Consider the following 18,951-nt stretch of genomic DNA (forward strand, 5'->3'; position numbering starts at 1 on the left):
TGCAGATCATCCCGGAGAACACCGGCCTGCCGCTGTGGCTGACGCTGGTCATGCTCATCGTCACGATGACGGCCGGCACCGGCGTGGTCATGTGGCTCGGCGAGCTGATCACCGACCGCGGCGTCGGCAACGGCATGTCCGTCCTGATCTTCACCTCGATCGCCGCCCGCCTCCCCGGTGAGGGCTGGACGATCAAGGAGAGCAGCGGCTGGGGCAAGTTCTGGCTCGTCATCGCGCTCGTGCTGCTGGTCATCTGCGCGGTCGTCTTCATCGAGCAGGCGCAGCGCCGCATCCCGGTGCAGTACGCGAAGCGCATGATCGGCCGGCGCATGTACGGCGGCACCTCGACGTACATCCCGCTCAAGGTCAACCAGGCCGGCGTCGTGCCGGTGATCTTCGCGTCGTCGCTGCTCTACCTGCCGCAGCTGTACCTGCAGTTCTTCGACCCGAACAACCTCAAGGGTTACCAGCAGTGGATCCAGAACAACCTGGCGAACCCGAGCCACTGGATCTACATCACGACGTACTTCCTGCTGATCATCTTCTTCACGTACTTCTACGTCTCGATCACGTTCAACCCGACCGAGGTCGCGGAGAACATGAAGAAGTACGGTGGGTTCGTACCGGGCATCCGGCCCGGTAAGCCGACCGCCGACTACCTGGACTTCATCCTGAGCCGGATCACGCTGCCGGGTGCGCTCTACCTGGGCCTGATCTCGGTCCTGCCGAACTTCTTCTTCATCTGGCTGAACAGCCAGCAGTACCAGAACTTCCCGTTCGGTGGTACCGCGGTGCTGATCATGGTGGGTGTGGGTCTGGAGACGGTGAAGCAGATCGAGAGCCAGCTGATGCAGCGGAACTACGAAGGGTTCCTCCGGTAGTGGGGGCGCGGAGCCGGGGGGCTCTCGCGTCCAAGGTTTGCGAGGCTCGTTCTCACCGAAGCGAGGCGATGTAGGTGCGGCTGGTACTGGTGGGCCCTCCGGGGGCCGGCAAGGGGACCCAGGCTGAGTTCATCGCTGCCCATCTCGCCGTACCGAAGATCTCGACCGGTGACATCTTCCGGGCCAACGTCTCGCAGGGCACGCCGCTGGGTCTCGAGGCCAAGCGGTACATGGACGCCGGGAATCTCGTCCCCGACGAGGTGACCATCAACATGGTCCGGGACCGGCTCGCCGAGCCCGACGCGGCCGACGGCTTCCTGCTGGACGGCTTCCCGCGGACCGTCCCGCAGGCGTCGGCGCTCGACAAGCTGCTGGCCGACCTCGGCACGGCGCTCGACCTGGTCATGGAGCTGGTGGTCGACGACGACGAGGTCATCCGGCGGCTGTCGGGGCGGCGGACCTGCCGGGGCTGCGGGAAGATCTGGCACGTGGAGTTCGACCCCACGAGCAAGGAGAACATCTGCGACAGGTGTGGCTCCGAGCTCTTCCAGCGGGACGACGACCGGGCCGAGACGATCGCGAACCGGCTCGTGGAGTACGCGGACAAGACGGCGCCCCTGGTCGACTTCTACGGCGCCCAGGGCAAGCTGGTGGGCATCGACGCGACCGGACCGGTCGAGGACGTCACCGTGCGCGCGATCGACGCGCTGCGGTCGTACGGAGGCTGAGCAAGCATGCGCCGCGAGCAGCTGGACATCCAGCTGAAGACCCCCGAGCAGATCGAGCTGATGCGCGCGGCCGGCCTCGTCGTCGCCGCCGCGCTGCAGGCGATGCGCGAGGCGGTGGCGCCGGGCATCTCCACGGCCGAGCTCGACGCCATCGCGGAGAAGGTCATCCGGGATGCCGGGGCGGTCCCGTCATTCAAGGGCTACCACGGCTTCCCGGCCTCGATCTGCGCCTCGGTCAACAACCAGGTGGTGCACGGCATCCCGTCGGCCGAGCAGGTGCTGAGCGAGGGCGACCTCATCTCGCTCGACTGCGGCGCGATCCTCGAGGGCTGGCACGGCGACTCGGCCATCACGGTCGGCGTCGGCGAGACCGACCCGCAGCTGCTGCGGATGGCCGAGGTGGCCGAGGACTCGATGTGGGCCGGCATCGCCGCCGCGGCGCGCGGTGCCGCCAACGGCCGGGGCCGGCTGACGGACATCTCGTTCAACGTCGAGAAGACGGTGCGCAAGGGCGGCCGGTACGGGATCGTGGACGGCTACGGCGGCCACGGCATCGGCACCGAGATGCACCAGGACCCGCACGTGCTCAACCACGGCAAGCCGGGCAAGGGGCCGAAGCTGGTCCCCGGCATGGCGCTGGCCATCGAGCCGATGATCACCATGGGCTCGCCGCGGACGGCCGAGCTGTCGGACGGCTGGACGGTCGTCACGCGGGACGGGTCGATCGCCGCGCACGTCGAGCACACGATGGCGATCCTCGAGGACGGCGTCTGGGTGACCACGGCGCCGGACGGCGGCCGTGCGCGTCTGGGCGACCTCGTGACGGCCAAGCAGCCCGTTAGCTCGCACTCGGAGTAAATGCGCCGGAGTGGCATGCTGGAGGCCATGACGCGCGAGGAGATGCGGGCCGGCGACGACGACCGTGAGGCAGCGGCCGCCAGGCTCAAGGAGGCGCTCGATCAGGGTCGCCTCGACCTCCACGAGTACGACGAGCGTCTGCAGCGCGTGTACGGCGCCAAGACGTACGGCGAGCTGGAAACCGTGACCACCGATCTGCCCGCCGTCGTGCCCTCCCCGCCGCTCCGGGCCGCCCCGGCGCGGCGCCCGCCCTATCTCACCGGCTACGCGGGCGTGGTCGTGGTCTGCGTCGTCATCTGGCTGCTGTCGAGCCTCGGCTCGGGCCATTGGCAGTATCCGTGGCCGGCCTGGATGCTGATCCCGCTCGTCTGGGGCTTCCTCGGGCGCCTCCGCGGCCAGGGCCACTGAGCGGGCGGGGCGACATGGAGCGCGAGCGGATGCGGGCCGGCGACGGGGATCGTCAGGCCGTCGCGGATCAACTCCGGGCGGCGCTCGACGAGGGGCGTCTGGAGCTGCACGAGTACGACGACCGGCTGCAGCGCGCCTACGCGGCCAAGACCTACGGGGAGCTGGCGGAGCTGGTCGAGGATCTGCCGGCCGCCGCCCTGCCCGCGCCCCGGCAGCCCGAGGCGGTGGCGCAGCGGCACCTGGACCCGCGCACGGATCGGGAGCTGACCACGCGCTGGCTCGCCGAGATCTGGGGGAGCTGGGTCTCGGTCAACGCCATCATGGTCGTGATCTGGGTGGTTGCCGTCGTCGGGAGCGGTGAGCTGAGTTACTTCTGGCCGATCTGGGTCGCCGGGCCGTGGGGCGCGGCGCTCACCTGGCAGACGGTCGCGGGGCTGGCGAACGGCACGCCCCGCCGGCAGGCCGAGAAGAAGGCGCGCAAGCGGGCCGCGAAGCTGGACCGGAAGGCCGCGAAGGACGGGCATCCGGGGAAGATTGCCCCCTGAAGCGCCGTTTGTCCGTGGTCCGACACACCCGACCCCGGGTTACGAGGGGCTCGGTTTGGTGTCGATGCGAGGGCGCGCGTACACTGGCTAGCTGGCGCACAGCGTCCACTCCGGCATGTCATCAAGCGCTTCTGATGAGCAGCCGGAGCCGCGGCTGGTCCGGACCCTCGGCGATCCGAGGAATCGGGATGAACACTGTGAGCTTGCCCCAAGAACCCGATGTCAGGTAGCGGAGGACATGCCTAAGAAAGACGGAGCCATCGAGATCGAAGGCCGAGTGATCGAGCCCCTGCCGAACGCCATGTTCCGCGTGGAGCTCGCCAATGGTCACAAGGTGCTCGCACACATCTCCGGCAAGATGCGGCAGCACTACATCCGCATCCTTCCCGAGGACAGGGTCGTCGTCGAGCTTTCGCCGTACGACCTGACCCGTGGGCGCATCGTCTACCGCTACAAGTGATTCTTCCCGGCCCGAGTGCCGGGGAAGCTTCTTGCAACGGGGTCGCGGGGATCTGTTCCCGTCCGACTGAGAGTTAAGGCAAACCGTGAAGGTCAAGCCGAGCGTCAAGCGGATCTGCAACAACTGCCGGGTCATCCGGCGGCACGGCCGCGTCATGGTCATCTGCAAGTCCGACGCGCGTCACAAGCAGCGCCAGGGCTGATCCCAGCCTGGCTCTGCCAGATCCGTACCACATGCACAAGCCCGTTCCAGCCGCGGTCAGCGAGATGTCGTTCCATGACGTGTCGATGACGTGCGGTCCCACCCCCGGTCGGAGGCCGGGGCCCGCCCGGGCAGGCGGGGTGGTCCGGGCACAGACCTCCGTGAGACATCTGAGGAGTTAGCCCACTTATGGCACGACTCGTCGGCGTCGATCTTCCCCGCGAGAAGCGGATGGAGATCGCGCTCACCTACATCTTCGGCATCGGGCGCACCCGTGCCGTCGAGGCGCTTACCGCCACCGCGATTGACCTGAACAAGCGCGCCAAGGACCTCACGGACGAGGAGCTGGTCCAGCTCCGCGACTACATCGAGGCCAACTTCAAGGTTGAGGGTGACCTGCGCCGCGAGGTCGCCGCGGACATCCGCCGCAAGGTCGAGATCGGCTGCTACGCCGGCATCCGCCACCGCCGGGGTCTCCCCGTGCGGGGTCAGCGCACCCGGACCAACGCGCGTACGCGCAAGGGCCCGAAGCGCACGGTTGCAGGTAAGAAGAAGCCCGGTCGGAAGTAACAGGAGCGCACTGACTTATGCCACCGAAGGCACGCGCAGGGGCCGCAGTCAAGAAGGTCCGGCGCAAGGAACGCAAGAACGTCGCCCACGGGCAGGCGCACATCAAGAGCACCTTCAACAACACCATCGTGTCGATCACCGACCCGACCGGTGCTGTCATCTCCTGGGCCTCGTCCGGCCAGGTGGGCTTCAAGGGCTCCCGCAAGTCGACCCCGTTCGCCGCGCAGCTGGCCGCCGAGGCGGCCGCCCGTCGTGCCATGGAGCACGGCATGCGCAAGGTCGACGTGTTCGTCAAGGGCCCCGGCTCCGGCCGGGAGACCGCCATCCGTTCGCTGCAGGCCGCCGGCCTCGAGGTCGGGCAGATCTCCGACGTCACGCCGCAGCCGCACAACGGGTGCCGTCCGCCGAAGCGCCGCCGGGTCTGAGGGATAGAGAGAGAAGATGGCTCGTTACACAGGGGCGGACTGCAAGCGCTGCCGCCGCGAGAAGATGAAGCTGTTCCTCAAGGGCAGCAAGTGCGATGGCCCGAAGTGCCCGTTCGAGTCCCGGCCCTTCCCGCCCGGACAGCACGGCCGTGGCCGCACCAAGGAGTCGGAGTACCTGCTCCAGCACCGTGAGAAGCAGAAGGCCCGCCGCACCTACGGCGTGCTGGAGAAGCAGTTCCACGGTTACTACGAGGAGGCCGTCACCAAGCCCGGCAAGACCGGTGAGGTGCTGCTGCAGATCCTCGAGTCGCGGCTGGACAACGTGGTCTACCGGGCCGGCTACGCCGCGTCCCGCGACATGGCCCGTCAGCTCGTCAAGCACGGTCACTTCCTGGTCAACGGCGTGAAGGTCGACATTCCTTCGTACCGGGTCAAGGAGCACGACATCGTGCAGGTCCGCGAGAAGTCGAAGGAGATGACCCCCTTCGTCGTCGCGCAGGCCCAGGCCGGTTCGCGCCCCGTTCCGGCGTGGCTGGAGCCGATCCCGAGCGAGATGAAGATCCTGATCCACACGCTCCCGGCCCGCGGTGTCATCGACACCCAGGTCCAGGAGCAGCTGATCGTGGAGCTCTACTCCAAGTAACAAGGTGCCCGGCGCCCTCGCGGGCGCCGGGCAACACCGATGGCCATCAAATAGCGGGTGGCCTGACAGAAAGAAGAACAGCGTGCTCATCAGCCAGCGGCCGTCCCTCTCGGAGGAGACGCTCAGCGAGACCCGCTCCCGGTTCACCATCGAGCCGCTCGAGCCGGGCTTCGGCTACACCCTCGGCAACTCGCTGCGGCGGACCCTGCTGTCGTCCATCCCGGGCGCGGCGGTCACCAGCATCAAGATCGACGGCGTCCTGCACGAGTTCACCACGATCCCCGGTGTCAAGGAGGACGTGGTCGAGCTGGTCATGAACGTCAAGGAGCTCACCGTCAGCTCCGAGCACGACGAGCCGGTCAGCATGTACCTGCGCAAGCAGGGCCCGGGCGACGTCACCGCCGGTGACATCCAGCCCCCGGCCGGCGTGTCCGTGCACAACCCCGACCTCAAGCTGGCCACGCTCAACAGCAAGGGCCGGCTCGACATGGAGCTCACCGTCGAGCGGGGCCGTGGCTACGTCACGGCGGCGCAGAACAAGAGCGCCGGCGCCGAGATCGGCCGCATCCCGGTCGACTCGATCTACTCGCCGGTCATGAAGGTGACCTACCGCGTCGAGGCGACCCGTGTCGAGCAGCGCACCGACTTCGACCGTCTGATCATCGACGTCGAGTCGAAGGCGTCCATCTCGCCCCGCACCGCGCTGGCCTCGGCCGGCTCGACCCTCGTCGAGCTGTTCGGCCTCTGCCGCGAGCTGGACGAGACCGCGGAGGGCATCGACATCGGCCCGTCGCCGCAGGACGCCCAGCTGGCCGCCGACCTGGCCCTGCCGATCGAGGAGCTGGACCTCACCGTCCGGTCGTACAACTGCCTCAAGCGCGAGGGCATCAACACGGTGGGCGAGTTGATCGGGCGGACGGAGGCCGACCTTCTGGATATAAGGAATTTCGGTCAGAAGTCGATCGACGAGGTCAAGATGAAGCTCGCCGGAATGGGCCTGGGCCTCAAGGACAGCGCGCCGTCCTTCGACCCGGCGCACGTGGTCGACTCGTTCGGCGACGTGGACTACGACACCGACGACTACCGCGAGACCGAGCAGCTCTGAGCTGTCCGGCCTGAATTAGGAGCAACCGGAAATGCCTACGCCCACCAAGGGTCCCCGCCTCGGCGGCAGCCCGGCGCACGAGAAGCTGCTGCTGGCCAACCTGGCCACGGAGCTCTTCCGGCACGGCAAGATCAAGACCACCGAGACCAAGGCCAAGCGCCTGCGTCCGCTGGCCGAGACGCTGATCACCAAGGCCAAGCGCGGTGACCTGCACGCCCGTCGCCGGGTGCTCGGCACGATCAAGGACAAGGACGTCGTGTACGCCCTGTTCGAGCAGATCGCGCCCCGCTACGGCAACCGCCCGGGCGGCTACACGCGGATCACCAAGACCGGCCCGCGCAAGGGTGACGCCGCTCCCATGGCCGTCATCGAGCTGGTCGAGGAGCTCGAGGTCGCGGCCACCACCGCGCCGGCGAAGAAGGCGGCCCGCAAGGCCGCCGCGCAGCAGGACAAGGTCGAGGCGCTGGCCCGCGAGGACGAGGCTCCGGCCACGTCGGCGCCGGTCGAGGCCAAGGCCGACACCGATGGTGACCAGGACGCCGAGGCTCCCGTGAACGCCTCCGGCGACAAGGGTGCCGAGGGCCCGGGCGACCAGGCCGAGGGCGAAGACACCAAGGCCTGATCACGGCTTTTCGACGGCCCGGTACCCCCGCGCGGGGTGCCGGGCCGTTCCCATGGGAGGAACAAGTGACGGAGACGACCCGGCTGCGGCTGGATCTCTCGTACGACGGCGGCGACTTCTCCGGCTGGGCGGCGCAGCCCACGCGTCGTACGGTCGCCGGGGTCCTGACGGAGGCCCTGCGCCGGCTCGCCGGGCCGGACGCCGAGCTGGGGCTGACCGTGGCCGGGCGCACCGACGCCGGCGTGCACGCCAGCGGCCAGGTGTGTCACATCGACCTGCCCACCGAGCTGTGGGAGACCCTGCAGGCCTCGCTGCTGCGTCGCCTGGCGGCCCTGATGCCGCCGGACGCGCGGGTCAAGGCGGTCACCGAGGTTCCGGGCTCCTTCGACGCGCGCTTCTCGGCGACCTTCCGCCGGTACGAGTACCGCGTCGCCGACACCCCGTACGGCCCCGACCCGCTGCGCCGCCACGACACGCTCGGCTGGGTCCGCCCGCTCGACCTGGGCCGGCTGAACGAGGCGGCGGCCGGGCTGGTCGGGCTGCACGACTTCGCGGCCTTCTGCAAGCGCAAGGAGCACGCCACCACGATCCGCGCGATCACCCGCCTCGACTGGCGGCGCGATCCGGACGGGGTCGCCGTGGCCACCGTGCGGGCCGACGCGTTCTGCCAGGCGATGGTGCGCAGCCTGGTCGGGGCGATGCTGACCGTGGGCGACGGCCGGCGGGACCCGGGCTGGCCGGCGAAGCTGCTGACGCTACGGGAGCGGTCGAGCGAGGTGACGGTCGCCCCCGCGCACGGGCTCACGCTGGTCGAGGTGGGCTATCCGAACGAGGCCGAGTACGCGGACCGGGCCGACGCCACCCGCCGGCTACGCACTGCCGAGGAGTGACGTGAGCAGCTCCGAGGTGATCCGTCCGGCGTCCGGATCGCCGTCGGGCACGACTCCGCCGTCCGGGCGTGAGATCACGCAGTAGAGCAGGTATTGCCCCCGGGGCTGCCAGGAGGCCTGACCGGGCGGCCCGAGCAGCTGTCCGAACCCGCCCCGGCCGTGCTCCACCAGGATCTGGACCCGGTCGGCGGTGTCGCGGGCGCCGGCCGCGTCGGCGAGCGTGAAGACGCCGGCGGTCACGCGGTAGTCGCCGTGGGGCGATTCGAGCGCCGCACGCACCACCTGGGAACAGGCGTTGTCCCTCAGTACGGTGGACAGCTCGCCGGTCACCGCGGAGGCACAGTCGGCGTCCCGGTGCGACAGCTCCATGGCGTACGGGGAAGAGGCGAAGACGTCCGCCACCGTGAGCGGTCCGGGGGCTGGGGTGCGGACGGCCGCGCGGCTGCGGGTGCTCTCGGCGACGACGAAGAAGCCGACGAGCGCCACGATCGCGGTGAGAATGAGCGAGGCGAGCCCGGTGAGCAACAGGTGCGGCGCCTCCCGCACCTCGGGGGAGGGCGGCATGCCGTGCCGCGGCCCGGAGGCGCGGTGGGCGGGTCGGGTGCGGCCACCGCTTGGCATGGGCCGAAACTAGGCCGGTACGGTGGTCGACCGGCGCACACCAGGTGCGCGCCGAGACAGGGGAGACTGACAGGGTGAGCGCCGACCATTACTTCAGTGCCGAGCCCGCGGTGCCCGAGACCCGCGAGCAGATCGAGTTCGGCGTCGGCGGCCGGCAGTACACCCTCGCCGCCTCCCGGGGCGTCTTCTCGTCCGGGCGGCTGGACCCGGGCACGGCCGTGTTGCTGCGCAAGGGCGATCTGCCGCGCGAGGGCGGCACGTTCCTGGACATCGGCTGCGGCTACGGGCCGATCACGTGCGTGCTCGCGTCCGAGGCGCCGGGCGCCACCGTGTACGCGATCGACGTCAACTCCCGGGCCCGCGCCCTCACCACGGAGAACGCGGCGGCCCTGGGCCTCGGCGACCGGGTGCGGGTGGCCGCTCCGGAGGAGGTGCCGGGCGAGGCTGTCTTCGATCAGATCTGGAGCAACCCGCCCACCCACATCGGCAAGGCCGAGCTGCGCGAGCTGATGGCGCGGTGGCTGCCCCGGCTGGCTCCGGAGGGCGTCGCGTGGCTGGTGATCAACCGCAACCTCGGCGGTGATTCGCTGCACACCTGGCTGGAGGAGCAGGGCTGGGAGGTCACGCGTACGGCGAGCCAGCGCGGCTTCCGTGTGTTGAAAGTGACCCGGAAAACAAGCTGACCAGCGGCCCCGGACCGGGGACCATGTCCGCGTGGGTTATGTGGATGTCGCCGGGGTCGAGTTCGTGCTGCCGGACGGAAGAGTGCTCTTCTCCGACGTGTCGTTCCGGGTCGGGGAGGGGAAGAAGGTCGCCCTGGTGGGGCCGAACGGCGCCGGCAAGACCACGCTGCTGCGGATGGTCGCCGGCGACATCGCGGCACCGGCGGGTGCGATCGCGCGGGTCGGCGGGCTCGGGGTCATGCGGCAGTTCATCGGCATGATCGGCGACGACCGGACGCTCGAGGACCTGGCGCTGTCGCTGGTCGTCCCCGCGCTCGGCAGGGCCGGCGCCATGCTGGCGGCGGCCACGGCGGCGCTGGAGGCCGCGCCGGAATCGGAGAAGACGCAGATCGCGTACGCCAACGCGCTCGCCGGCTGGGGCGAGGCGGGCGGCTACGACGCCGAGGTGCTCTTCGACACGGTCGCGGTGTCCATCCTGGACAAGCCGTGGGACCAGGTGCGCTCCCGGCCGGTCCGCACGCTCTCCGGCGGCCAGCAGAAGCGGTTCGCCCTCGACCTGCTGCTGCGCGGCAGCGACGAGGTGCTGCTGCTCGACGAGCCGGACAACTTCCTCGACGTGCCGGGCAAGCGCTGGCTGGAGGCGCGGCTGCGGGAGTCCGCGAAATCGGTGCTCTTCGTCTCGCACGACCGGGAGCTGCTGGCCCAGACGGCGGACCGGGTCGTGGCCGTGGAGGGCGGCGGCGCGTGGACCCATCCGGGCGGCTTCGCCTCCTGGCACGAGGCGCGCGCCGATCGGCACAGCCGCCTGCTGGAGCTGCGCCGACGCTGGGACGAGGAGCACGAGAAGCTCAAGGAGCTCGTCTTCACGCTCAAGAACAAGGCCGCCTACAACGACGGGCTGGCGTCGCGCTACCAGGCCGCCCAGACGCGGCTGCGCAAGTTCGAGGAGGCGGGACCGCCGCCGCTGCCGCCGAAGGAGCAGTCGCTGCGGATGAACCTGCGCGGCGGGCGTACGGGCAAGCGGGCCGTGATCTGCACCGGGCTGGAGCTGGAGGATCTCACCTTCCCCTTCGACCTGGAGATCTGGTACGGCGACCGGGTGGCGGTGCTGGGCGCCAACGGTACGGGCAAGTCGCACTTCCTCCGGCTGCTGGCGGCCGGCGGCACGGCCCCGGACGTCGACAACAAGCCGGTCGACGGCGCGCCGCTCGCCCATGTCTCGCACAACGGCGTGGCGCGGCTCGGTGCCCGGGTCCGGCCGGGCCATTTCTCGCAGACGCACGACCGGCCCGAGCTGCTGGAGCGCACGCTGGTCGAGATCCTGTGGCGCGGCGATGAGCACCGGTCCGGAATGGATCGGGCGGGCGCGATGAAGGCCCTCAACCGGTACGAGCTGTCGGCCCAGGGCGACCAGCGGTTCGGCACGCTCTCCGGCGGTCAGCAGGCGCGCTTCCTCGTGCTGCTGCTCGAGTTGTCGGGGGCGACCGTGCTGCTGCTCGACGAGCCGACGGACAACCTCGACCTGGCGTCGGCGGAGGCGCTCGAGGAGGGCCTGAAGGCGTACGAGGGGACGGTGATCGCTGTCACCCACGACCGCTGGTTCACGCGGGGCTTCGACCGGTTCGTGCTGTTCCAGGGGGACGGCGAGGTGGTGGAGACCCCCGAGCCGGTGTGGGACGTGCGGTAGGCGGGGCTTTACGGAGACGACGCGCCGGGGTTAGTGTCCGAGACGGAACAACCCCACGGGAGTCCGGTGCACCGGGCTGAGAGGGGGGCTTCGTAGCCCCCGACCGTCGAACCTGATCCGGGTCATGCCGGCGCAGGGAGGAGCGTGTTGTGGACTTTCCTCGTCTCCATGTGGTGACCGGTGCGCATCCGGTGGCCGTTGTCACGGCGGCGGTCGGTGCGGCCGTGCGGCTCGGCGTGCCCGGCCGGCTCGCCGTGCAGGTGCGCGTCGAGGACGACGTGAGCGACCGGGCGGCGTACGAGCTGGCCGTCGAGATCATCGACATCTGCCGCCCCGCCGGGGTGATGTGCCTGGTCAACGATCGGTTGCACATCGCGCTGGCGGTCGGGGCGGACGGCGGTCACGTGGGTGCCGACGACCTGAGCGTCCCGGCTGCCCGGCGGGTGCTCGGCCCGGCGGCGGTGATCGGCGCCACGTGCCGCGACGGCGATGACGCCCGGGCGGCGGTGGCGGCGGGGGCTACGTACCTCGGCGTGGGTCCGGCCTTTCCGACGGTGACCAAGCTCGGCCTGCCCGCGCCGCTCGGCCCGGACCGGGTCGGCGCGGTGGCGCGTGCGGTGCCGGGGACCCCGGTGGTCGGCATCGGCGGCATCACCGTCGCGAATGCCGGCGAGCTGGTGCGCGCCGGGACGCACGGCGTGGCGGTGGTGGGTGCCGTGGCGAGCGCCCCCGATCCCGGCGAGGCCGTCGAGCAGCTGCTCAAGGCCCTGTCGTGACCGGCGTCGTCGTGGTCGGCGGCGGCATCATCGGGTTGAGCATCGCCTGGCGGCTGCAGCGCCACGGGACGAAGGTCACTGTGTACGACGGCGGGGATGCCGACGCCGCCTGGTACGCCGCGGCCGGGATGCTGGCGCCGGCGGGGGAGACCTCGTTCGGTCAGGAGGCGCTGACTGAGCTGCTGCTCGAGTCGTCGCGCCGCTGGCCGGCCTTCGCGGAGGAGCTGGCGCGGGAGTCGGGGATGGACCTCGGCTACGACGCGACGGGTGCCCTGACCGTGGCGCTGACCAGCGATGACCTGTCCGTCGCGCAACGCGAGTGGCGGGGTGCGGCCGGTCGGGTGCCGAGCGAGCTGCGGGCCCTCGAACCGGCACTGACGCCGCGAATCCGGGGCGGCGCGTTCGTCGCGGGTGACCACCAGGTCGATCCCCGGCGGGTTGTCGCCGCGTTGCGCCGGCTCATGCGGGGGTCCGTCCGCGCCGGGCAATTGGCGCAACTGCCGCCCGGCCGGGTCGTCGTCGCGGCGGGACTCGGCACGGCGGCGCTCACCGGCCTGCCCGTCCGGCCGGTGAAAGGCCTGGTGCTGCGGCTGCGCGGCGAGCCCGGCCTGCTCCGGCACGTGATCAACGGGTACGTCGACGGCCGGCACGTCTACCTCGTCCCGCGCGCCGACGGCGAGATCGTCGTGGGCGCCACCCAGGAGGAGCGCGGCGACTTCTCGGTGACCGCCGGGGCGGTGCTGGAGCTGCTGCGCTCGGCCGTCGAGCTCGTCCCCGACCTGGCCGAGTGCGAGCTGACCGAGACGGTCGTGCGGCACCGGCCGTCCACCCCGGACAACGCCCCGCTGCTCGGCGAGCTCCGGCCGGACGTCGTGGTCGCGGCCGGGCACCACCGCAACGGGATCCTGCTCGCGCCGGTCACCGCCGACCTGGTCGCCGAGCTGGTCGTCACCGGCAAGGCCGATCCGATGCTCGCCCCCTTCGCACCCGGGAGGTTCGCGTGAACGTCACCGTCAACGGCAGCGCCACCAGCGTCGCCGCCACCAGCACCGTCGAGGGGCTCGTCGCCGGCGTCACCGAGGCCCGGCGCGGGGTCGCCGTCGCCGTGAACGGCGAGGTCGTACCCCGCTCGGCCTGGTCCGGAGCGGTGCTGCGCGAGGGCGACAAGGTGGAGATCCTCACCGCGGCCCAGGGAGGCTGACCATGGAGATCTTCAAGGACTCCCGGCTCATCCTGGGCACCGGCGGCGCCGAGAGCCTCGCCGCGCTCGAGGCCGCGATCGTCGCCTCGGGCACCGACATGGTCACCGTGGCGCTGCGCCGCATCGACGCGGCCGGCCCGGGCCTGCTGCCGCTGCTCGACCGGCTCGGAGTGCGTGTCCTGCCCAACACCGCCGGCTGCTACACGGCCTCCGACGCGGTCAAGGCGGCGCGGCTCGCCCGCGACGCGTTCGAGACGGACCTGATCAAGCTCGAGGTCATCGGCGACGAGCGGACCCTGCTGCCCGACGGCGTCGAGCTGTTGCGGGCGGCGGAGATCCTGGTGGCCGATGGTTTCGGCGTCCTGGCCTACACGAGCGACGATCCGATCCTGGCCCGCCGGCTCGCCGACGCCGGGTGCGCGGCCGTCATGCCCGCGGGCGCGCCGATCGGCTCGGGCCTGGGCATCTCGAACCCGCACCACATCCGGCTCATCCGCGACAGCGTCACCGCGCCGGTGATTCTCGACGCGGGCATCGGCACGGCCTCCGACGCGGCGCTGGCGATGGAGCTCGGCTGCGACGGCGTCCTGATCGCCTCCGCGGTGACCCGGGCGGAGGATCCGGCGCGGATGGCTTCGGCGATGCGGCATGCCGTCGAGGCGGGGCGGCTCGCCTTCGGGGCCGGCCGGATTCCCCGGCGTTATCACGCACTGGCGTCCACATCGGACGCCGGGAAGCCGCAGTGGTGACCCCGGCGGGCGTCGTCGTGCTCACCGATCGGCGGCTTGCCGCCGGGCCGTTGGTGCCGGTGGTCCGGGCCGCGGTCCGCGGCGGTGCGTCGTGGGTCGTGCTGCGGGAGCGTGACCTTCCGTACGGCGACCGCGCCGCCCTCGCCGCGGAACTGCGTGCCGTGGCGCCGGGCCGGGTGATCGTCGCGGGCCCGGATCCGTTGGGTGGCAACGCCGTCCACCTGTCGTCGACGGACCCTGCGGTCGACGACGTGGCGCTGGTCGGGCGCTCGTGGCACGGAACAGAGCCGCTGTCCGATGAGGACTATGTGACGCTCTCGCCGATCTTCCCCACGGCCACCAAGCCGGGGTACGGGCCGCCACTGGGCGTCGCCGAGGCCGCCCGGCTGGCGGGATCCAAGCCGTGGCTCGCCCTGGGCGGCGTCGACTCGCCGGATCGGGCTGCCGCCTGTCACGCCGCCGGGGCTGCCGGGGTGGCTGTGCTCGGGGCGATCATGCGGGCGCGTGATCCGGGGCGGGTCGCCGGGGCGCTGGCCGAGGCGGTGGGCCCGTGACGCCGCGGGTGGTGCTGACGATCGCGGGATCGGACTCGGGCGGGGGCGCCGGGATCCAGGCGGACCTGAAGACATTCGCGGCGCTGGGGGCGTACGGGGTGTCGGTCGTCACGGCGATCACCGCGCAGAACACGCTCGGGGTGACCGCCGTGCACCCGGTGCCGCCGGAGATCGTGGCGGCGCAGCTCGACGCGGTGCTGGACGACTTCGAGGTGGCGGCGGTCAAGGTCGGCATGGTGGCGGACGCGGCCGTGGCGCGGGTCATCGTGGACCGGGCCGAGCGGCTGCCGCACCTGGTCGTGGATCCGGTCCTGGTCGCCACGAGCGGGAGCCGGTTGTCGAACGTCGTGGCCCTGGCGCCGCTGCTGCCGTACGCCCGGGTCCTGACGCCGAACCGGGAGGAAGCCGGCGCCCTGCTCTCCCGCCGGGTCGCCTCGGTCGCGGAGATGTCCGACGCCGCCCGGGATCTCGCTTCGGCCGGCGCGGTGGTTGTCACCGGCAGCGAGTCCGCCGTGGACGCGCTGCACGTCGACGGCCGGACCACGCTGCTGCGGGGAGAGGCCGTGGCCAGTGGCAACAATCACGGATCCGGCTGCACGTTCTCGTCGGCGATCGCCGCGCGGCTGGCGCTGGGCGACGAGCTGGTCGCCGCGGTGACGTTCGCCAAGTCGTACGTGGCGCGGGCGCTCGCCGGCGGCCGCGACTGGAAGCTCGGCGCCGGGCCGGGCCCGCTGCACCACTTCACCTGAGTTTTGCCCCTGTCAGGGACGACTCCGTCCCGAGGGTGCCCTTTTTGGGAGGATTTATGAGGAACAAGGTGTACGTCGAGGGGTCCCGGCCGGACATCCGGGTGCCGTTCGCGGAGGTCCCGCTGACCGGCGACAACCCGCCGGTGCGGCTCTACGACACGTCGGGCCCGGGGTCCGATCCGGCCGTCGGCCTGCCGCCGCTGCGGGGGCCGTGGATCGCCGCCCGGGGTGACGTCGCCCCGGTCGCGGGCGCCGGCACACCACTGGCCGGGGAGCGTCCGACGCAATTGGCGTACGCCCGTGCCGGGATCGTCACCGACGAGATGGAGTTCGTGGCGATCCGGGAGGGCGTCGAACCGACCTTCGTCCGGGACGAGATCGCCGCCGGCCGGGCCGTGCTGCCGGCGAACATCAACCACCCCGAGATCGAGCCGATGATCATCGGGGCGCGCTTCCTGGTCAAGGTCAACGCCAACATCGGCACGTCCGCCGTCACGTCCTCGATCGCGGAGGAGGTCGACAAGCTGACCTGGGCCACCCAGTGGGGCGCCGACACGGTGATGGACCTCTCCACGGGCAAGCGCATCCACGAGACGCGCGAGGCGATCATCCGGAACTCGGCCGTGCCGATCGGGACCGTGCCGATCTACCAGGCGCTCGAGAAGGTCGGCGGCGACCCCGTCGCGCTGACCTGGGACATCTTCCGCGAGACGGTCATCGAGCAGTGCGAGCAGGGCGTCGACTACATGACCGTGCACGCGGGCGTGCTGCTGCGCTACGTACCCCTCGCGGTGGCGCGGGTCACCGGCATCGTCTCCCGCGGCGGCTCGATCATGGCGGCCTGGTGCCTCGCGCATCACCGCGAGAACTTCCTCTACGAGAACTTCGCCGAGCTGTGCGACATCCTGGCCCGGTACGACGTGACGTTCTCGCTCGGCGACGGGCTGCGGCCCGGGTCGATCGCGGACGCCAACGACGAGGCCCAGTTCGCCGAGCTGCGGACGCTCGGCGAGCTCACCCGGGTCGCCCGGGAGCGCGGCGTCCAGGTGATGATCGAGGGGCCCGGCCACGTGCCCATGCACAAGATCAAGGAGAACGTCGACCTTCAGCAGGAGCTGTGCGACGGGGCGCCGTTCTACACGCTCGGGCCGCTGACGACCGACATCGCCCCCGCGTACGACCACATCACCTCGGCCATCGGCGCCGCCATGATCGGCATGTTCGGGACGGCGATGCTCTGCTACGTGACGCCGAAGGAACATCTCGGGCTGCCGGACCGGGACGACGTGAAGGCGGGCGTGATCGCGTACAAGATCGCCGCCCACGCCGCGGACCTGGCCAAGGGGCACCCGGGCGCGCAGGCGTGGGACGACGCGCTGTCGAAGGCGCGCTTCGAGTTCCGCTGGGAGGACCAGTTCAACCTGGCGCTGGACCCCGCGACCGCGCGCTCCTACCACGACGCGACGCTGCCGGCCTCGCCCGCGAAGACCGCACACTTCTGCTCGATGTGCGGCCCGAAGTTCTGCTCCATGAAGATCACCCAGGAGCTGAAGGACTACGCGGCGCGCGGCATGGCGTCGAAGAGCGAGGAGTTCGTGAGCTCCGGCGGCAAGGTGTATCTGCCCCTGGCCGAGTGACGCCGGCCTGCGCTGGCCGGGCAGCCCGCACCTGCGCGCCCTGCGCTGGCCGGGCGGCTCCGGCTTGCGTTCGTCGAGGGCCTTCTATTTGCCGAGGCCGCTGACCCAGTCGGCGTAGTCCTCCTCCTTGCGGGCGTTCTTGCGGCGGCCGCGGCCGAAGAGGCCCTTGCTCTCGGGCTGCGCCGGGCCGGGCGGCTCGGGGATCGTGCCGTCGGGGCCGGGGATCGGGGCGCTGATCCTCGGCTCCTGCGCCGGGACAGGGGCGCTGTTGCGGGGGTCGGGCTGAGCAACGGGCGCGCTGATGCGGGGCTCGGGCTGAGGGACGGGCGCGCTGATGCGGGGCTCGGGCTGGGTGATCGGGGCGCTGACGCGCGGCTCCGGGATGGGTGCGCTGATCCGCGGGGGCTCCGGCGTCAGGGGCTGGCCAGGGCGGCCGTGCGGGACCGGGCGCGGCGCCGCGCTCTGGTGGGAGGCGGAGGTCTGCACCGGCAACGGCTGCTGGGCCGAGCTGGGGTGTGACATCGCCAAGGGCTGCTGGGCCGAGCCGAGGTGCTGAGCCGAGGCGGGGTGCTGGCCGCGGACCGGGAACTCGCCGGTGCGGCCTCGGAAGGCGTCCGCCACGCTGCCCCGGCGGCGCGGGGTGGCCGGGGGAGTGGCGCCCAGCTCCTGGGTCGGCGAGTCGGCGCGCTGGGGGGACTGTGCGGCCGGGCCGGCAGGCGGGAGAGGCGACCGCGCGGGGGCGTTCGCCGGCGCGGCGGCCGGGGGCTGCGGGCGAGGAGTTGCCGGAAGGTCGATGACGCCGGTGTCGACCGGTGCCGGGCCCTTGCTTCCGGCAGCGGGCGTGTCGTCCGGCCTGACGGATGCGCCGGCGGGCGATGCGCCGGCGGGCGATGCGCCGGCGGGCGATGCGCCGGCGGGCGATGCGCCGGCGGGCGATGCGCCGGCGGGCGATGCGCCGGCGGGCCTCCCGGACGCACCGGCGGACGTGGCGGGTGCACCGGCAGGCGTGGCGGGGGCATCGGCGGGCGTCGCCGGTGGGGTGGCGGGCGTGGCCGCGGCGGGCTTGGAATCGTCCTCTTCGGCGGGCGGGCGGCGGAGGACCGCGGCCAGGACCGAGCCGAGGACGCCCGCGCCGGTGGCGGTCATGGCCGCCCAGTAGGGCGTCATCTGGTAGTGGTCGGCGCCCGCGCCGGGACCCGCGACCAGGTAAGACACCGTCAGCAGCGCCGGGCCGGGGAGGCCGGCGAGGGCGATCGTGAGCATCGACAGGCCGCGCCGGCGCGCGATGATGCCGAGGATCAGCCCGATGACCAGGGCCAGGGCCGGCATGGTCGCCAGGGCTGTGCGGTCGGTGGGGAGGGCGGCGATGTCGAGGACGCCGAGGCGCACGGCGGGGAGCGGGTCGCTCGGGGCCAGCGAGGGCGCCACCGAGGCGAGGGCGACGACCCAGATCGTGGCGGTGACCGTGGCGAGGCTCCAGCGGGCGACGCGCTGGGCGAGGGCCGCCCACGCGGCGAAGACACCGACGAGGGCGCCGATGCCGGTGCAGATGGCGATCACCACGACGGGGTCGACGCCGGCGATGCGGGCGGTGCGGGCCGGCTGCATGGTGAGCGGCACGATGACGGCGGCGCCCAGGGCGGCGGCGAAGGAGAGGGCGACCTCCGCGCGTACGCCGATGCGGGTCGAGGGTGACCAGCGACGCAGCAGGGTCGCGCCCGCCAGGGCCCCGGCCGCCGCGGCGATCATCGGGAACCAGACGACCCAGGCCAGCTGCGCGGTCCACTGATCACGCGTGGTGACGTCGACGACGCGGGTGAGCCGCACGACGCCCAGCCCGTAGGCCATCCCCAGCTCGCTCGCGCCGACGAGCGCGCCGACACCGACGGTGGCGGACAACGCCTTGGCCCAGGTCCGAAATGCCATGCCCGGCACGTTACGGAACCGGCACCGGTGAC

At 71.7% G+C, this 18,951-nt stretch carries 24 protein-coding genes and 1 riboswitch; of the genes, 22 read left to right on the forward strand and 2 right to left on the reverse strand.

Annotation, left to right across the window (positions count from 1 at the left end; all coding sequences use genetic code 11):
- The 13 genes from secY to truA form a co-directional block, all read left to right on the forward strand.
- Positions 1-881 (forward strand): preprotein translocase subunit SecY (gene secY / locus RBH18_RS28440; protein WP_306213186.1); only part of this gene is annotated, 881 nt, incomplete at its 5' end.
- 74 nt (positions 882-955) lie between these two features.
- Positions 956-1,609 (forward strand): adenylate kinase, encoded by a 654-nt coding sequence (locus RBH18_RS28445; protein ID WP_015619013.1) that lies wholly within the window; start codon positions 956-958, stop codon positions 1,607-1,609.
- Between the two features lie 6 nt (positions 1,610-1,615).
- The gene (gene map, locus RBH18_RS28450; RefSeq protein ID WP_306213190.1) at positions 1,616-2,467 is read left to right on the forward strand and encodes a type I methionyl aminopeptidase; all 852 of its coding nucleotides are present in this window, start codon (positions 1,616-1,618) and stop codon (positions 2,465-2,467) included.
- Positions 2,468-2,494: 27 nt separating this feature from the next.
- Positions 2,495-2,875, forward strand: a complete 381-nt coding sequence (locus RBH18_RS28455) for a DUF1707 SHOCT-like domain-containing protein (protein ID WP_306213191.1) — start codon at positions 2,495-2,497, stop codon at positions 2,873-2,875.
- A gap of 14 nt (positions 2,876-2,889) precedes the next feature.
- Complete coding sequence (locus RBH18_RS28460) at positions 2,890-3,420, forward strand: DUF1707 SHOCT-like domain-containing protein (RefSeq protein WP_306213193.1); 531 nt, start codon at positions 2,890-2,892, stop codon at positions 3,418-3,420.
- A gap of 238 nt (positions 3,421-3,658) precedes the next feature.
- Positions 3,659-3,880, forward strand: coding sequence for a translation initiation factor IF-1 (gene infA / locus RBH18_RS28465; protein ID WP_007073013.1), 222 nt, complete (start codon positions 3,659-3,661; stop codon positions 3,878-3,880).
- A gap of 85 nt (positions 3,881-3,965) precedes the next feature.
- Entirely contained in the window at positions 3,966-4,082 is a 117-nt protein-coding gene (gene rpmJ / locus RBH18_RS28470; protein ID WP_305786136.1) for a 50S ribosomal protein L36, read from the forward strand.
- Positions 4,083-4,270: 188 nt separating this feature from the next.
- On the forward strand, positions 4,271-4,651 hold the full coding sequence (rpsM, locus tag RBH18_RS28475) for a 30S ribosomal protein S13 (RefSeq protein ID WP_305786137.1): 381 nt from the start codon (positions 4,271-4,273) through the stop codon (positions 4,649-4,651).
- Positions 4,652-4,668: 17 nt separating this feature from the next.
- Complete coding sequence (gene rpsK, locus RBH18_RS28480) at positions 4,669-5,076, forward strand: 30S ribosomal protein S11 (protein ID WP_014440747.1); 408 nt, start codon at positions 4,669-4,671, stop codon at positions 5,074-5,076.
- A 16-nt stretch (positions 5,077-5,092) separates the two neighbouring features.
- Positions 5,093-5,719 carry a 30S ribosomal protein S4 gene (gene rpsD, locus RBH18_RS28485; protein ID WP_306213362.1) on the forward strand — a complete coding sequence of 209 codons (627 nt, stop codon included), beginning with the start codon at positions 5,093-5,095 and terminating at the stop codon, positions 5,717-5,719.
- Between the two features lie 82 nt (positions 5,720-5,801).
- Complete coding sequence (locus RBH18_RS28490; RefSeq protein ID WP_015619022.1) at positions 5,802-6,824, forward strand: DNA-directed RNA polymerase subunit alpha; 1,023 nt, start codon at positions 5,802-5,804, stop codon at positions 6,822-6,824.
- A gap of 31 nt (positions 6,825-6,855) precedes the next feature.
- Positions 6,856-7,446 (forward strand): 50S ribosomal protein L17, encoded by a 591-nt coding sequence (gene rplQ, locus RBH18_RS28495; RefSeq protein WP_306213364.1) that lies wholly within the window; start codon positions 6,856-6,858, stop codon positions 7,444-7,446.
- A 65-nt stretch (positions 7,447-7,511) separates the two neighbouring features.
- Positions 7,512-8,336 (forward strand): tRNA pseudouridine(38-40) synthase TruA, encoded by an 825-nt coding sequence (truA, locus tag RBH18_RS28500; protein ID WP_306213366.1) that lies wholly within the window; start codon positions 7,512-7,514, stop codon positions 8,334-8,336.
- Here the strand turns inward: truA and RBH18_RS28505 are convergent.
- Entirely contained in the window at positions 8,316-8,957 is a 642-nt protein-coding gene (locus RBH18_RS28505) for a hypothetical protein (protein ID WP_306213368.1), read from the reverse strand. The two genes, truA and RBH18_RS28505, sit on opposite strands and share 21 nt — an antisense overlap.
- A gap of 74 nt (positions 8,958-9,031) precedes the next feature.
- Here RBH18_RS28505 and RBH18_RS28510 point away from each other — a divergent pair, with 74 nt between their 5' ends.
- The 9 genes from RBH18_RS28510 to thiC all read left to right on the forward strand — a co-directional run bounded on the left by RBH18_RS28510 (position 9,032) and on the right by thiC (position 16,993).
- Positions 9,032-9,640 carry a class I SAM-dependent methyltransferase gene (locus RBH18_RS28510; protein WP_306213370.1) on the forward strand — a complete coding sequence of 203 codons (609 nt, stop codon included), beginning with the start codon at positions 9,032-9,034 and terminating at the stop codon, positions 9,638-9,640.
- 31 nt (positions 9,641-9,671) lie between these two features.
- Entirely contained in the window at positions 9,672-11,327 is a 1,656-nt protein-coding gene (locus tag RBH18_RS28515; RefSeq protein ID WP_306213372.1) for an ABC-F family ATP-binding cassette domain-containing protein, read from the forward strand.
- A gap of 45 nt (positions 11,328-11,372) precedes the next feature.
- A riboswitch (TPP riboswitch) is annotated at positions 11,373-11,483 on the forward strand.
- On the forward strand, positions 11,477-12,103 hold the full coding sequence (gene thiE / locus RBH18_RS28520; RefSeq protein WP_306213374.1) for a thiamine phosphate synthase: 627 nt from the start codon (positions 11,477-11,479) through the stop codon (positions 12,101-12,103). (Overlaps the previous riboswitch by 7 nt.)
- Positions 12,100-13,107 (forward strand): glycine oxidase ThiO, encoded by a 1,008-nt coding sequence (thiO, locus tag RBH18_RS28525; protein ID WP_306213376.1) that lies wholly within the window; start codon positions 12,100-12,102, stop codon positions 13,105-13,107. Before thiE ends, thiO begins: the two co-directional genes overlap by 4 nt.
- On the forward strand, positions 13,104-13,304 hold the full coding sequence (gene thiS / locus RBH18_RS28530) for a sulfur carrier protein ThiS (protein ID WP_306213378.1): 201 nt from the start codon (positions 13,104-13,106) through the stop codon (positions 13,302-13,304). The genes thiO and thiS overlap by 4 nt, the downstream gene beginning before the upstream one ends.
- 2 nt (positions 13,305-13,306) lie before the next feature.
- Positions 13,307-14,053, forward strand: a complete 747-nt coding sequence (locus RBH18_RS28535; RefSeq protein WP_306213380.1) for a thiazole synthase — start codon at positions 13,307-13,309, stop codon at positions 14,051-14,053.
- On the forward strand, positions 14,047-14,607 hold the full coding sequence (locus RBH18_RS28540) for a thiamine phosphate synthase (RefSeq protein WP_306213382.1): 561 nt from the start codon (positions 14,047-14,049) through the stop codon (positions 14,605-14,607). Before RBH18_RS28535 ends, RBH18_RS28540 begins: the two co-directional genes overlap by 7 nt.
- On the forward strand, positions 14,604-15,356 hold the full coding sequence (gene thiD / locus RBH18_RS28545; RefSeq protein ID WP_306213384.1) for a bifunctional hydroxymethylpyrimidine kinase/phosphomethylpyrimidine kinase: 753 nt from the start codon (positions 14,604-14,606) through the stop codon (positions 15,354-15,356). Before RBH18_RS28540 ends, thiD begins: the two co-directional genes overlap by 4 nt.
- Positions 15,357-15,412: 56 nt before the next feature.
- A complete protein-coding gene (thiC, locus tag RBH18_RS28550) occupies positions 15,413-16,993 on the forward strand; it encodes a phosphomethylpyrimidine synthase ThiC (RefSeq protein WP_306213386.1) in 1,581 nt (526 codons plus the stop codon).
- An 84-nt stretch (positions 16,994-17,077) separates the two neighbouring features.
- Here the strand turns inward: thiC and RBH18_RS28555 are convergent, their stop codons facing one another.
- The gene (locus RBH18_RS28555) at positions 17,078-18,919 is read right to left on the reverse strand and encodes a hypothetical protein (protein ID WP_306213389.1); all 1,842 of its coding nucleotides are present in this window, start codon (positions 18,917-18,919) and stop codon (positions 17,078-17,080) included.
- Positions 18,920-18,951: the final 32 nt, after the last annotated feature.

It is taken from the genome of Actinoplanes oryzae (assembly GCF_030757795.1).
In the GTDB taxonomy this organism is placed as follows: domain Bacteria; phylum Actinomycetota; class Actinomycetes; order Mycobacteriales; family Micromonosporaceae; genus Actinoplanes.

Bases quoted from the DNA above. Each gene is read 5' to 3' on its own strand.
- map (WP_306213190.1), top strand. From the start codon at position 1,616: ATGCGCCGCGAGCAGCTGGACATCCAGCTGAAGACCCCCGAGCAGATC.
- RBH18_RS28455 (WP_306213191.1), top strand. From the start codon at position 2,495: ATGACGCGCGAGGAGATGCGGGCCGGCGACGACGACCGTGAGGCAGCG.
- RBH18_RS28460 (WP_306213193.1), top strand. From the start codon at position 2,890: ATGGAGCGCGAGCGGATGCGGGCCGGCGACGGGGATCGTCAGGCCGTC.
- infA (WP_007073013.1), top strand. From the start codon at position 3,659: ATGCCTAAGAAAGACGGAGCCATCGAGATCGAAGGCCGAGTGATCGAG.
- rpsM (WP_305786137.1), top strand. From the start codon at position 4,271: ATGGCACGACTCGTCGGCGTCGATCTTCCCCGCGAGAAGCGGATGGAG.
- rpsK (WP_014440747.1), top strand. From the start codon at position 4,669: ATGCCACCGAAGGCACGCGCAGGGGCCGCAGTCAAGAAGGTCCGGCGC.
- rpsD (WP_306213362.1), top strand. From the start codon at position 5,093: ATGGCTCGTTACACAGGGGCGGACTGCAAGCGCTGCCGCCGCGAGAAG.
- rplQ (WP_306213364.1), top strand. From the start codon at position 6,856: ATGCCTACGCCCACCAAGGGTCCCCGCCTCGGCGGCAGCCCGGCGCAC.
- RBH18_RS28505 (WP_306213368.1), bottom strand. From the start codon at position 8,957: ATGCCAAGCGGTGGCCGCACCCGACCCGCCCACCGCGCCTCCGGGCCG.
- RBH18_RS28535 (WP_306213380.1), top strand. From the start codon at position 13,307: ATGGAGATCTTCAAGGACTCCCGGCTCATCCTGGGCACCGGCGGCGCC.
- thiC (WP_306213386.1), top strand. From the start codon at position 15,413: ATGAGGAACAAGGTGTACGTCGAGGGGTCCCGGCCGGACATCCGGGTG.
- RBH18_RS28555 (WP_306213389.1), bottom strand. From the start codon at position 18,919: ATGGCATTTCGGACCTGGGCCAAGGCGTTGTCCGCCACCGTCGGTGTC.